A 13,357-nucleotide genomic window follows, 5' to 3' on the forward strand; every position below is an offset into this window, starting at 1 on the left:
GCGGGTGCCGTGAGCTGTCAGGATGCGACGGGGGTCCCGAAGGCAGGGATGATCGAGCCCTGGTAGGTGTCCTCGATGTACTTCTTGACCTCGTCCGAGTTGAGGAGCTTCGCGAGCTTCTGGACGCGGGCGTCCTTCTCGTGCCCCTCCTTGACGGCCAGGAAGTTGGCGTACGGGTTCTTGTCGGCGCTCTCCAGCGCCAGCGAGTTCTTGCCCGGCTTCAGACCGGCCTCGATGGCGTAGTTGCCGTTGATGACGGCGGCGTCGACGTCGTTCAGGGCGCGGGGCACGGTCGCGGCCTCCAGCTCCTTGAACTCCAGGCCCTTCTTGTCCGTGATGTCGCTGAGCTTGGCACTGGTGCCGACGCCCGCCTTGAGGGTGATCAGGCCGTTGTCGGCGAGGAGCTGGAGGGCGCGGCCCTCGTTGGTGGTGTCGTTGGGCACGGCGACGGTCTGGCCGGCCTTGATGTCCTTGATGTTCGCGGCCTTCTTGGAATAGAGGCCGAGCGGCTCCAGGTGCACGTCGACGACCGGCACGATGTGGGTGCCGTTCTTCTTGTTGAAGTCGTCGAGGTAAGGCTTGTGCTGGAAGAAGTTGGCGTCGACCTGGCCGTTCTCGGTGGCGGTGTTCGGCAGGACGTAGTCCGTGAACTCCTTGATCTCCAGCTTGAGCCCGGCCTTCGGCGCCAGGTTCTTCTTGACGTACTCGAGGATGTCGGCGTGGGGCGTCGGGGACGCGGCGACGACGAGGGCCTTGGAGGTGTCGGCGTCCGCGCCGGTCCCGCCCTTGGCGGCGGGGTCGGAGTCCGTACCGCAGGCGGCGAGGCCCAGGGCGAGGGCGGCGGTCGCTGCGGCCGCAGCGGTGATCTTGATGTTCTTACGCACGAAGAGTGCCTCTTTCGGTGGTGAGGTGGTGCGCCCGGACAAGGAGTTCGGGCTTCTGGGGAGATGAGGTCAGGAGGAGGTGCGGCCCCGGCGGGCCAGCAGGCGTACGGCTCCGTCGCCGATCAGCTGGATCACGGTCACGATGAGGATCAGGAGCGCGACGGTGATGAGCATGAACTGGTTGTCGAAGCGCTGGAATCCGTACGTCACGGCCTTGGAGCCGAGCCCCTCGCCGCCGACCGCTCCGGCCATCGCCGAGTAGCCGATGAGCACGATGACGGTGGTGGTGACCGCGGAGACGAGCGAGGGCAGGGCCTGGGGCAGGAGGACCTTGCGGATGATCGTGGGGATGGACCCGCCCATCGACTGGACCGCCTCGACCAGGCCGTGGTCGACCTCGCGCACCGCCGTCTCGACGAGCCGCGCGAAGAAGGGGATGGCGCCGACGGCGAGCGGCACGATCATGGCGGACGGTCCGATGAAGGTGCCGACGACCCAGGTGGTGAAGGGGATCAGGGCGATCAGCAGGATGATGAACGGCAGCGAGCGGCCGATGTTCACGATCACGCCGACGACCTTGTTGACCACGGTGTTCTGCAGCAGTCCGCCCTTGTCGGTGAGGACGAGCAGAACGCCCAGCGGCAGTCCGCCGGCGACGGTGACAAGAGTGGACCAGAGCACCATGTAGAGGGTGTCGATGGTCCCCTGGGTGAGCAGCGGCTGCATTTCGGACCAGGTCACTTCGCCACCTCCTCGGTGAGCGGTGCGGACACGGGGGCGGGGATGCCGGTGGCGCCGGCGGGCTCGCCGCCGACGATCTCGGCCTGGAGGCCCTGCTCGCGCAGGAAACCGATGGGCACGACGTTCTCCTCGAAGCGGCCGGGCAGCTCGATGCGCATCCGGCCGATCTGCCGGCCGCCGACGGTGTCCATCGCGGCACCGAGGATCGAGATGTCGATGTTGTACGTACGGGAGAGCTGCGAGATCACCGGGCGGGCGGCCGCGTCGCCGTGGAAGGTGACGTCGACGACGGTGCGGCCGGGTCCGGAGGCCGTGCCGCCGACGGGGAACAGCGCGTGGGCCAGCTCGGAGCCGGGGGTGGCCAGCAGCGTGCCGACCGTGCCCGATTCGACGACGCGTCCCCGCCTCATCAGGGCGGCCGAGTCGCAGACGGTCTTGACGACGTCCATCTCGTGGGTGATGAGCAGGACGGTCAGGCCGAGCTCCTGGTTGAGGTCGCGCAGGAGCTGCAGGATGGAGCGGGTGGTCTCGGGGTCCAGGGCGGAGGTCGCCTCGTCGGAGAGGAGCACCTTGGGGTCGCCGGCCAGGGCGCGGGCGATGCCGACGCGCTGCTTCTGACCGCCGGAGAGCTGCCCGGGGTAGGCCTTCGCCTTGTCGGCGAGGCCGACGAGGTCGAGGAGTTCCAGGGCCTTACGGGTGCGTTCACGTCCGGAGACGCCGAGGATCTCCAGGGGCAGTTCGACGTTGTCCCGGACGGTCCGCGAGTCGAGCAGGTTGAAGTGCTGGAAGACCATGCCGATGCGGCTGCGCGCCCGCCTCAGCTCCTGGCCGGCGCGCCGGCCCCGGCCGGCCAGGGCGGTGAGGTCCTGCCCGGCCACCGTCACGGTGCCGGACGTGGGGCGTTCCAGCAGGTTGACGCAGCGGATGAGGGAGGACTTGCCGGCACCGCTCTGTCCGATGACGCCGTAGACCTCTCCTTCGCGGACGTGCAGATCCACGCCGTCCAGGGCGGTGACCTCGCGGCCGCGTGACTGGTAGACCTTCGTGAGGCCCGAAGTGGTGATCACAGGGTTTCCGTCACTGTCGAGTGCGCGGCGCGGTGTCCGCCGGGCACGGGGCATTCGTCTGCTGAGACTGTTCTCAGTGGTCGACCGGTGGGAGTCCCCCCACGGCCGGGCGGCCGGGCGCGGCGCATGCCGGGGCAGGCCCGATCCGCAGGAGTGCGGACGGCGCGTGGCTCAATCTCGCTTCGGGGCGCGAGGATCGGCGGGGGCCCTCAGAACGTGCGCATTCGACACATACAACGAGCACCGGGCGCGGTGATCGCCTCGGTCGCAGGGCTGCGGAAGCTCGTCGTGGTCATGGCCCCAGTAAAACAGACGTGACGTTCCGCCAAGCCCTCCTGTCCGTATAGCGGACACGCCTGGACGTCCGGCCGCCTTCTGCCGGGAGTCCGTCCCACCCCTGTGACCTGCGGCGATACGGAACCGAGCGCTCCGCCTGCCTGGCGCGCCCCGGCACCCGGCTCACGGCGGCTGTGGCCAAGGCCACGATCCCCCGGCACCCGCCGTACGGCCCCGCGCCAGGGGCGCACGCGGCCGTACCCGCGGTCCGTAATACCCTCGGGTCATGCTTGACGCCCTGACGGTCGCGGTCGCCGTGACCGCGCTCGCCCTCGCCGCCTGGTGCGGACTGGCCGCCTACCGGGACCAGCCCACCAAGGACTGGCACTTCATCGGGATGGCGGTCGTCTCCGTGCTGGCACTGGCCCAGCTCGTGGTGGGGATCGTGCAACTCGCCCGGGGCGAGCGGCCGGACCAGGGCATGACGATCTTCATCGCCTATCTGATCGGCTCCTTCGCGGCCGTGCCCGCGGCGGGCTTCCTGTCACTGACGGAGCGGACCCGCTGGGGTTCGGTGACCGTGGCGGCGGGCGCGGTGGTGCTGGCCGTCCTCGAAGTGCGGCTCTACGACATCTGGGGAAAGTGACCGTGACCGACACCGACCGCACCGGGACGTCCGCGGGCCCTCGGACCCGGCCGAAGCAGCAGTTCGAACTCGGCACGGGACCGGGGCGCGTACTGGTCTGGTTCTACGGGGTGTTCACCGTGGCGGCCGCCTCCCGCGCGGTGGTCCAGATGATCCTGGACTTCGGCCGCGCGCCCCTGGCGTACGTGCTGTCCGCCGTCGCCGCCGTCGTGTACGGCTTCATCACGTACTCGCTGGTGCGGGGCGGTGAGAAGGCGCGCAGGGCGGCGCTGGTGTGCTGCGCCGCCGAGCTCGCGGGCGTGCTGGTCGTCGGTACGTGGACCCTGGCGGAGCCGTCCGCGTTCCGCGACGCCACCGTCTGGTCGGACTTCGGCATGGGCTACCTGTTCATCCCGGTGATCCTGCCGGTCACCGGGATGATGTGGCTGCGCCGCGCGCGGAGCGCGTGACTCCCGGCTCCGCCCCGGCTGTTCGCCGTCCGGCGGGTGGCCGCCGTGCGGCGGGCCACCCGGCGGGCGTTCAGGCGCTGGCGACGTACGCCGGCGCGGTGGCGTCCTTCTCGAGCATGACCAGCCGGACACCGTCCTCGCCGGTGGTGTTGCCCACCTGGGCGTATCCGGCCCTGCGGTAGAGCCGCAGGTTGCCCTCGCTGCGCTCGCCCGTGTGCAGCCGGAAGCGCGTGGCCGAACGGCCGTCCGTCAGACCGGACTCCGCGGCGCGCAGCAGGCGGGTGCCGAGTCCGTGCCCCCGGAGGCGGGGGTGCACGCAGAGCTTGCCGATCCTGCCGGTGCCGTCCTTGTCGGTGAACCCGCGTACCGAGCCGACGACTTCGTCGCCGAGCCGGGCGACAAAGACCAGATCGGTGGCGACTTCGTCGCGGACCGAGTCGAAGCTCTGGACGAGCGGGTCGATCCGGTAGTTGCCGTAGAGCTCCGCCTCGCTCTGGAAACAGAGGTACTGGAGCCTGAAGATCTGCTCGGCGTCCTGCGCTGTCGCCGCCGAGATGGTCACGCTCATGCCCATGTGTGCATGCCTCCCGCTCACCTGCTCCGCCGGTTGTCTACCGCTCCATTCCCCTCGGGTCAGGAGCTACAACCTCCGCCGCGAGCATTCTGCGCAGACATCCAAGGCATCGGGAACGCATCGGTCCCAAACTCCCCTGTGACATACCCAACTCCCCTGCGATTTGCCGGTAGGTCGGGTCGTGGGGGGCCAGCATCGCCTCCAGCAGCCGGGGGCATCTCCCGGGCAGCCGTCCCACGGCGGCGCGCAGCGCCCGGCGCTCGTCGGCGCCCAGGGTGATCCGTTCGGGGCAGCCGCTCCAGTCGCCCGGGGGTCCACCGGCGGGGTAGGCGTGCTCGTGACGCGACCTGCGGCGGGCCTCGCGCGCCGCCGCCCGCACGGCGGCGCGGACCCAGCGGGCGGGGTCCCGGGGCGTCCCCCGGCCGGCCGAGCGCTCCAGGAACCGTACCCAGACGGTCTGTTCGAGGTCGGCGGCCTCGATCCCGGCCGCCGCCGCCTCGGCTTCCGCCTCCGCGCGCACCAGGGGGTGCAGGGCGCGGACGGCGGCCCTGCGGGAGGCGTCCGGGGGCCGGGGAACACGTTCAGGAAGTGTCATGCCCCGTGAACGCTCCCCGCGCTGGGCCGGTTGCCGTGCGCGGGGAGCTCCACCCGACCGGGGCATGACGGCCGGGCGGCTGACGCGTGGGCCTGGCGCCTGTCCGACAATTCCCGGCTGCCTCGCGACACCATGCACGGACTCTCGCCGCACCGGGCGCCGAGCCGAGTACATCCAGTACGAGGTTCGACGCCCGGCACGCCTGGAGCACGCACCTGACGCCGCGGGGCGGCACTCCGGGCGACGCGCCTTGTCGGACAGGCTCAGCCCTCGGCGAAGTCGGACGCCGCGAGCAGAGCGGTGTCCGGGTTGTCGGCGAAGACGCCGTCGATACCCGTCCCGAAGTAGGTGCGCAGGGCGCCGAAGGCGTCGCCGTACGCGGTGGGGTCCGTACCGCGCCGGAAGTCCGCCGGCAGGAAGGTGTTCTCGTTGCGCATCGTGTACGGGTGCAGGATCAGGCCGCGGGCGTGCGCGTCGTCCACCAGGGTGGTGGGCGTGGTCAGCCGGCCGGTGCCGTCCCGGGGGATGACCAGGTCGAGCGTCGGGCCGATGCCCTCGGCGAAGGACGCGATCCACGTCAGCCCGGCGGGCTTCACCAGGTCGGCGACGGTGCGCGGGTCACCCGCCTCGACGAAGTCCCACGGCCGCTCCCCCGCCCCGGACAGCAGGACGACACGCGGGGTGGCGACGAGCTCGGCCAGGCGCTGTACGGAGCTCGGCTCGAAGGACTGGAGGATCAGCGGGGAGTGCGCCCGGTGCCGGTTGTGACGGCGCAGCAGCCGCGCGAGCGGCTCCTCCAGCGCCAGCCCGATGCCGCGGAAGTAGGAGGGGTGCTTGGTCTCGACGTACAGCCAGACGGGCTTGCCGCGCCTGCGGCCCTCCTCGTCGGCCCAGCGCAGGACCTCCTCGAAGGTGGGGATCTCCCAGCGTCCGTCGTAGAGGGTGTTCTCCTGGCGGGTTCCGGGGATGCGCTCCTTCGCCCGGAGGGTCTTCAGCTCGGCCAGGGTGAAATCCTCGGTGAACCAGCCGGTGAGCGGAACGCCGTCGATCCTCTTGGTGGTCCTGCGGCTCGCGAACTCGGGGTGCGAGGCGACGTCCGTGGTGGCGGTGATGTCGTTCTCGTGGCGGCAGACGAGGTGTCCGTCCTTGGTCGGCACCAGGTCCTGCTCGACGATGTGCGCGCCCATGTCCAGAGCCAGCCGGTACGAGCCGAGGGTGTGTTCGGGGCGGTAGCCGCTGGCTCCGCGGTGGCCGATGACGGTCGGCACGGGCAGGTCCCGGTACGACCCGTGACCGCCGGCCCGCCCGCCCGCGCCGCGCTCGGCGGCGTCGGCCGTACCGGGCAGCCCGAGGGCCGCCGTGCCGAGGACGGCGGCCCCCAGAAGGCTCCGTCGGCCGGGACTCGTCCGCGCGCGCTCTGTCATGAATGCTCCTCGGGTGGGATGTCTGGCATCGTGTCGAGCGAGGCCCGATCGTAGGCAGCCGTGCCCTCGACGGGGCAGCCCGTGGGCGAACATGGCGGAAACACGCGTCAACACCGCGTATCCGCTCCGTGAACCCGATGTGCGATCAGGCAGTACCCGCGAGTATCGTCCTCACCTGCACAGACCCTTGCGAAACCCGACCCGGCCGGCCCGGCCACGACACCGGAGGATGCGTTGTCCCGACTCACGGTCATCAAGGCAGTGCTCGGACCGATCCTGCGCCTGATGTTCCGCCCGCAGGTGGAAGGCGCCGAGAACATCCCGGGGACGGGGCCGGTGATTCTCGCGGGGAATCACCTGACGTTCATCGACTCGATGATCATGCCGATCTGCTGCGACCGTCCGGTGTTCTACATCGGCAAGGACGAGTACGTCACCGGCAAGGGCCTCAAGGGCCGTCTGATGGCGTGGTTCTTCACGGGGTGCGGCATGATCCCGGTCGACCGGGACGGCGGCCGCGGCGGTGTCGCGGCGCTGATGACGGGCCGCCGGGTGCTGGACGAGGGCAACGCCTTCGCGATCTACCCGGAGGGCACCCGCTCCCCCGACGGCCGGCTCTACCGGGGGCGTACGGGCATCGCGCGGCTGACGCTGATGACGGGCGCGCCGGTCGTGCCGTTCGCCATGATCGGCACGGACAAGTTGCAGCCGGGGGGCGCGGGGCTGCCCCGCCCGGGCAAGGTCACAGTCCGCTTCGGTGAGCCGATGGAGTTCTCCCGTTACGAGGGCATGGACCGCGACCGCTACGTACTGCGGGCGGTGACGGACTCGGTGATGGCCGAGGTGATGCGGCTGTCCGGCCAGGAGTACGTCGACGTCTACGCCACGAAGGCCAAGGCCGCCTGACGGGTACGCCGAAGGGCCCGTACCCGCCGTACGAGGCGGGTACGGGCCCTTCGGCGTACCGCGGTCCGGGCGCGGGGGCGCGCCCCCTCACTCCTCCGGGATGATGCCCTCCTCCAGCTTCTGCCCCCGCAGCAGGTGCCACGCGGCCGTGGCGGTGGCCAGCAGCACCACGGCACCGACGGCCGCGGACACCCGCAGCCCGTTGACGAACGCCTCCTGGGCCGCGAGGACCAGGTCGCCGCCCAGGGGAGCGGGAAGGCGCTGGGCCGTTTCGACGGCGCCGCCGAGCGATTCGTGGGCCGCCTTCGCCGCTGCCGCCGAGACGCCCTCGGGGGTGCCGAACCCCCGGTAGACGCCCGTGACGATGGACCCGAGCAGGGCGATCCCGAGGGCGGCGCCGAGTTCGTAGGCCGTCTCGGAGACCGCGGAGGCGGATCCGGCCTGCTCCTTGGGGACGCTGGAGAGGATCACGTCCGAGGTGACGGTGAAGGCGAATCCCGCGCCGACTCCCACGACCAGGAGCAGCGCCCCGATCAGCGGGTAGCCGGTCTCCTTGTGGATCACGGTGACCACGGCGAGCGCCGCACCGATCGCCGCGAGGCCGCCGGAGACGACCGCGCGCACCGAGTAGCGGCGCGCGACGACCCCCGCCGAGAGACCTGCGGTCACCGCGCCGACGGCCGCCGGGAGCTCAGCAAGGCCGGCCTCCAGCGGTCCGCGCCCCTGGACCAGTTGGAGGAACTGGGAGAGGAAGAAGACGAGCCCGGAGAGCCCCAGGATGGTGAGCAGGTCGGCGAGCACGGCGCCGGAGAAGCCCCGGTGGTGGAAGAGCCGCATGTCCAGGAGCGGGGACGGCAGCCTGAGCTGACGGCGTACGAACCAGACGAGGGCCGCCGTGCCGCAGACGGCCGAGACGGCGACCTCCCAGCCGACGCCGTGCGCGGCGGCCTCCTTGACGGCGTAGACGATGCCGAACATGCCGACGAGGGAGAGCCCCACGCTGGGCAGGTCCCAGGGGCCGGGCGCCGGGTTCTTCGACTCGGGGATCATCTTGATGCCGACGGCGACGAGCACCGCCATCACCGGCAGGTTGATCAGGAAGACCGAGCCCCACCAGAAGTGCTCCAGCAGCAGGCCGCCGACGACCGGTCCGACGGCGGCACCCGCCGAGGCCATCGCGCCCCAGATGCCGACGGCGAGGCTGCGCTCGCGGGGGTCGTGGAAGAGGTTGCGGATCAGGGCCAGCGTGGACGGCATGAGGGTCGCACCCGCCACGCCGAGCAGCGCACGGGCCAGGATCATCATCTCGGGCGTGGTCGCGTACGCGTTGAGCACCGAGACCGCGCCGAAGGCGGTCGCCCCGCTCAGCAGCAGCTTCTTCCGGCCGATGCGGTCACCGAGGCTGCCCATCGAGACGAGGAGTCCGGCGATGACGAAGGAGTAGACGTCGCCGATCCAGAGCAGCTGGGTGCCGGTCGGCTCGAGGTCCTCGCTGAGGAAGGGGGTCGCCAGCCCGAGGACGGTGGCGTCGACGGCCACCAGGAGTACGGCGAGGACGAGGACCGCGAGGGCGATCCACCGCCCGGGATGGTGGAGCCCGTCCGGTGTCTTCGGGTGCTGGTGGGTGCTCGTCACTTCTCCACGCTCCGGCGTGCTCCGCCGAGCAGCAACTCGACGATCATGTAGGGGAAGTCCTGCGCGGCGACCCGTCCGGCCTGAACGGCCCACGCGCCCGTCCCGATGAGGCCGTACAGGGCCTCGGTCAGCCAGGCGGGTGTGAGGTCGATGCGGAACTCACCGCGTTCCTGGCCGCGCCGGAAGAAGGCGGAGACGCGGGCGTCGAGCCGGTTCCACCCCTCGTTGACCTGGTCGCCCTCGAAGAGCTGGTTCTCGGTGACGAGGAAGGACAGCAGTCCGGCGGCGGGTTCGACGGCGGCGACGAGCCGCCGCAGCCCCTCCTCGGCGCTGCCCTCGTCGAGGGCGGCGGCGTCCAGTGCGGCTTCGAACTCGCGGATACCGAGGTCCTCCAACGCCCTCACCAGGGCGTCCCGGCCGGCGAAGTGCCGGTGCAGGGTGGCGCGGCCGATCCCCGCGGCCTTGGCGACCTCGTCCATGGTCGCGGTGGATCTGCGGGTCAGCAGGGCGGCGGCACTGCGCAGCACCTGCTCGCGGTCGAGAGTCATGAGACGAGAGTAACCCGAATGAGACACTAACGTCTCATCGTAGGGCGTCGGCTCTCCGCAGCCCCAGGGCACCACGCGGCCACGAAGCCGCCGCCGCCGCTCGATGTCGACGGCCCGCCCCACCCCGTACGCGGCACCGTCCCACCGCCGGACGCCCCCGGTACACCGACGGCACCTCGTGCGGCAGGCGGGGTGGACGGCGGGGCCGGTGCGGCGGGACCTGGGCGTGCTCGCCGGCCGGGGTGAGGCGGGTCAGCTCCAGGGCAGCGAGGCACGGTGGCGCCAGTACGCCTCCGGCTCCTCGACCAGGGCGTCCAAGCGGTCCAGCCGACCCTCGTCGAGGTCGAGGACGGGGGCGTGCAGATTACCGGCGAGCTGGGTCACCGTGGCCGCTCCGGACAGGACGACGCCCGCCCACGGCTGGTGGAGCACGAACGCCAGGGCGACGGCGTCCGCGTCCAGTCCGGCATCGGCGCCGATCTCCCGCACGACGGCCGGGGCTTCCGCGCCGGCGAGCCGGCCGTTGGCCATGGCCTCCTTGACGATGACGGTGACCCCCGCCTGGTGAGCCTCGGCGAGGGCGGGCGCGGCGGAGGTCTCCAGGGCGTTGTAGGTGGCCTGCACCGTACGGAAGAGGGGTTCACCGTCCACCGTCACGGCGAGGGCGGCCCGGATGGCGTCCGCCTGGCCCGGGCCGCTCGTGGAGACACCGACGGTGGTGCCCTCGGCGGCCAGCGCGGCCAGCCGGGCGTGCAGCTCCTTGTCGCTCAGTGCCGGGCTGTCGGCCGTCACCGAGTGGATCTGGTAGAGGTCGAGCCGGTCGCCGAGCAGCGCGGCGGTCTCGGCGCGCTGGCGCTCGAACATGGCGAGGCTGTGGTCCTTCACCTCGTGCGTCTCGGCGTCGACACGCCAGTCGGCCGTGTAGGCGTATCCCCACTTGCTGCCGATCACGACGTCCGTCACGTCCGGCCGGGCTGTCAGCCAGTCGGCGAGATATTCCTCCGAACGGCCGTAGGAGCGGGCCGCGTCGAAGTAGCGCACCCCCTGCGCGTAGGCCGCTTCCAGCAGTTCGTGGGTGCGGGCCCGCAGCGCGTCCACGCTGCGGTCGGCGGGCAGGTCCCGGTCACGGTGCAGGGTGATGTAGCCGGGCCTGCCGACGGCTGCCAGGCCCAGCCCGATGTGGGCGGTCGGGGTGGTCGCTCGGTTCAGGCGGGCGAAGGGCATCGCGGGCTCCTCTGGGTCGGTTCCCGACGCCTTCCCGAAAAGGCGGCCCGCGACGCCTCCCGGTCACCCGCGCGCGGTAGCCCAAGCGTGCTGCTCCGCCAGGCCGGCCTTCACCTCGGCGAGCTGGACGGCGACGGCCGAGGGAGCCGTGCCGCCGCGGCCGTCCCGCGAGGCGAGGGCGCCCCGCACGTCGAGGACCGTACGGACCTCCGGGGTGAGGTGCTCCGAGATCTTGGCGAACTGCTCGTCCGTCAGCTCGTCGAGCTCGATCCCCTGCTGTTCGCACACCTGCACGCACTCGCCGGCGACCTCGTGCGCGACACGGAACGGGACACCCTGCTTGACCAGCCACTCGGCGATGTCCGTGGCGAGCGAGAAGCCGGCCGGGGCCAGCTCCTCCATGCGCTCCCTGTTGACGGTGAGCGTGGCCATCATCCCGGTGAAGGCGGGCAGCAGGACCTCGAGCTGGTCGCAGGAGTCGAAGACCGGCTCCTTGTCCTCCTGCAGGTCACGGTTGTACGCGAGCGGAAGCGCCTTCAGCGTCGCCATCAGGCCGGTCAGGTTGCCGATGAGGCGGCCGGACTTGCCGCGCGCCAGCTCGGCGATGTCCGGGTTCTTCTTCTGCGGCATGATCGACGAGCCGGTGGAGAAGGCGTCGTGGAGCGTGACGAAGGAGAACTCCTTCGTGTTCCAGATGATGATCTCCTCGGCGATGCGCGAGAGGTTGACGCCGATCATCGCGGTGACGAACGCGAACTCCGCGGCGAAGTCGCGGGACGCGGTGCCGTCGATCGAGTTGGCGGCGGAGCCGTGCTCGAAGCCGAGCTCGGCCGCGACCGCCTGGGGGTCCAGCCCGAGGGACGACCCGGCCAGCGCGCCGGAGCCGTACGGGGAGACCGCCGTACGCTCGTCCCACTGGCGCAGCCGCTCGGCGTCCCGGCCCAGGGCCTGGGCGTGCGCCAGGACGTGATGGGCGAAGAGGACGGGCTGGGCGTGCTGGAGGTGGGTGCGGCCGGGCATGGCCACGTCCGGGTGCGCCTCGGCGAGGCCGACCAGGGCGTCCTGCAGTTCGGCGATCAGCCCGCCGATGATCCGGGCGTGGTCGCGCAGGTACATCCGGAAGAGCGTGGCGATCTGGTCGTTGCGGGAGCGGCCGGCCCGCAGTTTGCCGCCGAGGTCCGGGCCGAGGCGGTCCAGCAGGCCTCGCTCCAGGGCGGTGTGGACGTCCTCGTCCTCGACGGTGCCGGTGAACGAGCCGTCGGCGACATCGGCCTCGAGGGCGTCCAGTCCGGCGATCATGCGCGTCAGCTCGTCCTCGGTGAGCAGACCCGCCGCGCGCAGGGCACGGGCGTGGGCACGGGAGCCCGCGATGTCGTAGGGGGCGAGCCGCCAGTCGAAGTGGACGGAGGCGGACAGCTTGGCCAGGGCCTCGGCCGGGCCGTCGGCGAAGCGGCCACCCCAGAGGCGTACGTCGCTCTTACCGGTGCCGTTGCTCACTGCGGTGCTCCTCGGGGTGCAAGGGATGTGCGTCCGCCTCACGGCGCACTCACGAATAGCATAACTATGCGGCGCACCGTATGTTTTGTCAAAGCTGCCGGCCGGGGCGCGCAGAGGCCGGCCGGAAACAGGAGCTCGTGCGAGCGGCGCCCGGCGCACACCCGCAGCGCGCCCACGCGCGAGAACCGGTCCAGGAGTGCCGAACGCCCGGCCGCGACCCGCCGGCCAGGGGACAATGCGCCCATGGGAAAGACATACGAACGCATCGACGGACGGCTCAGGGCCTTCATCGAGGAGCAGCCCCTGTTCTTCACCGCGACGGCGCCCCTGGACGGCGACGGCACCGTCAATCTCTCCCCGAAGGGGATCAGGGGTTCGTTCGCCGTCCTCGACGAACGGACCGTGGCCTACCTCGACTTCGCCGGCAGTAACGCCGAGACGGTCGCACACCTCCGCGAGAACGGGCGCATCACGCTGATGTGGTGCGCCTTCCAGGGCCCGCCGAACATCGTCCGGGTGCACGGGCGCGGTGAGCCCGTCTTCCGTGACGACCCCCGGTTCCCCGGGTTGCTCGCCCACTTCCCGACGGCCGACCCGGCCGCGCACGGGCTTCGTGCGGTGATCCTCGTGACGGCCGAACTGGTCCGGGACACCTGTGGGTACGCGGTGCCGTTCATGTCCTACGACGAGGAGCGCACCCTGCACGCGGACCGCTTCCGGCGCGAGGACGACGACAGCCTGGGCGCCTACTTCCGGAAGAAGGACCACATCGCGACCAGTATCGACGGGCTGCCGGGTCTGCCGCTGCCGCTGCCCGCGATGCCCGCGCCACCGGCCGCCGGATGAAGGACTGGGCCGTCCGGAGCAGACGGGAGGGCGTCCCGCCGCTGC

14 protein-coding genes are annotated in these 13,357 nt (G+C 71.4%); 4 read left to right on the top strand and 10 right to left on the bottom strand.

Annotation, left to right across the window (positions count from 1 at the left end; translation table 11 throughout):
- Positions 1–17: 17 nt before the first annotated feature.
- The 3 genes from BA175_RS22500 to BA175_RS22510 form a co-directional block, all read right to left on the bottom strand.
- Complete coding sequence (locus BA175_RS22500) at positions 18–884, bottom strand: MetQ/NlpA family ABC transporter substrate-binding protein (RefSeq protein ID WP_069173309.1); 867 nt, start codon at positions 882–884, stop codon at positions 18–20.
- Positions 885–953: 69 nt separating this feature from the next.
- A complete protein-coding gene (locus BA175_RS22505; RefSeq protein WP_069173310.1) occupies positions 954–1,625 on the bottom strand; it encodes a methionine ABC transporter permease in 672 nt (223 codons plus the stop codon).
- Entirely contained in the window at positions 1,622–2,692 is a 1,071-nt protein-coding gene (locus BA175_RS22510) for a methionine ABC transporter ATP-binding protein (RefSeq protein WP_069173311.1), read from the bottom strand. Before BA175_RS22510 ends, BA175_RS22505 begins: the two co-directional genes overlap by 4 nt.
- A gap of 562 nt (positions 2,693–3,254) precedes the next feature.
- Here BA175_RS22510 and BA175_RS22515 point away from each other — a divergent pair.
- Together BA175_RS22515 and BA175_RS22520 are read left to right on the top strand one after the other, a co-directional pair.
- On the top strand, positions 3,255–3,614 hold the full coding sequence (locus tag BA175_RS22515; protein WP_069173312.1) for a hypothetical protein: 360 nt from the start codon (positions 3,255–3,257) through the stop codon (positions 3,612–3,614).
- A 2-nt stretch (positions 3,615–3,616) separates the two neighbouring features.
- Positions 3,617–4,063 carry a hypothetical protein gene (locus BA175_RS22520; RefSeq protein WP_069173313.1) on the top strand — a complete coding sequence of 149 codons (447 nt, stop codon included), beginning with the start codon at positions 3,617–3,619 and terminating at the stop codon, positions 4,061–4,063.
- 70 nt (positions 4,064–4,133) lie between these two features.
- Here the strand turns inward: BA175_RS22520 and BA175_RS22525 are convergent, their stop codons facing one another.
- From BA175_RS22525 to BA175_RS22535, 3 genes are all read right to left on the bottom strand, one after another.
- Entirely contained in the window at positions 4,134–4,637 is a 504-nt protein-coding gene (locus BA175_RS22525; protein WP_069173314.1) for a GNAT family N-acetyltransferase, read from the bottom strand.
- A 37-nt stretch (positions 4,638–4,674) separates the two neighbouring features.
- The gene (locus BA175_RS22530) at positions 4,675–5,232 is read right to left on the bottom strand and encodes a sigma-70 family RNA polymerase sigma factor (protein ID WP_069173315.1); all 558 of its coding nucleotides are present in this window, start codon (positions 5,230–5,232) and stop codon (positions 4,675–4,677) included.
- Positions 5,233–5,495: 263 nt separating this feature from the next.
- Positions 5,496–6,656 carry a glycerophosphodiester phosphodiesterase gene (locus BA175_RS22535; protein ID WP_069173316.1) on the bottom strand — a complete coding sequence of 387 codons (1,161 nt, stop codon included), beginning with the start codon at positions 6,654–6,656 and terminating at the stop codon, positions 5,496–5,498.
- 234 nt (positions 6,657–6,890) lie between these two features.
- On the opposite strand from BA175_RS22535, the gene BA175_RS22540 reads away from it, so the two are divergent.
- Entirely contained in the window at positions 6,891–7,562 is a 672-nt protein-coding gene (locus BA175_RS22540; protein WP_069173317.1) for a lysophospholipid acyltransferase family protein, read from the top strand.
- 87 nt (positions 7,563–7,649) lie between these two features.
- Here the strand turns inward: BA175_RS22540 and BA175_RS22545 are convergent, their stop codons facing one another.
- The 4 genes from BA175_RS22545 to argH all read right to left on the bottom strand — a co-directional run bounded on the left by BA175_RS22545 (position 7,650) and on the right by argH (position 12,466).
- Complete coding sequence (locus tag BA175_RS22545) at positions 7,650–9,197, bottom strand: MFS transporter (RefSeq protein WP_069173318.1); 1,548 nt, start codon at positions 9,195–9,197, stop codon at positions 7,650–7,652.
- On the bottom strand, positions 9,194–9,745 hold the full coding sequence (locus BA175_RS22550; RefSeq protein WP_069173319.1) for a TetR/AcrR family transcriptional regulator: 552 nt from the start codon (positions 9,743–9,745) through the stop codon (positions 9,194–9,196). The genes BA175_RS22545 and BA175_RS22550 overlap by 4 nt, the downstream gene beginning before the upstream one ends.
- 252 nt (positions 9,746–9,997) lie before the next feature.
- Positions 9,998–10,969, bottom strand: a complete 972-nt coding sequence (locus BA175_RS22555) for an aldo/keto reductase (RefSeq protein ID WP_069173320.1) — start codon at positions 10,967–10,969, stop codon at positions 9,998–10,000.
- A gap of 63 nt (positions 10,970–11,032) precedes the next feature.
- Positions 11,033–12,466, bottom strand: coding sequence for an argininosuccinate lyase (gene argH / locus BA175_RS22560; protein ID WP_069173321.1), 1,434 nt, complete (start codon positions 12,464–12,466; stop codon positions 11,033–11,035).
- A gap of 243 nt (positions 12,467–12,709) precedes the next feature.
- On the opposite strand from argH, the gene BA175_RS22565 reads away from it, so the two are divergent.
- Positions 12,710–13,312 carry a pyridoxamine 5'-phosphate oxidase family protein gene (locus BA175_RS22565; RefSeq protein ID WP_069173322.1) on the top strand — a complete coding sequence of 201 codons (603 nt, stop codon included), beginning with the start codon at positions 12,710–12,712 and terminating at the stop codon, positions 13,310–13,312.
- Positions 13,313–13,357: the final 45 nt, after the last annotated feature.

The organism is Streptomyces griseus, assembly GCF_001715295.1.
Lineage (GTDB): Bacteria > Actinomycetota > Actinomycetes > Streptomycetales > Streptomycetaceae > Streptomyces > Streptomyces griseus_G.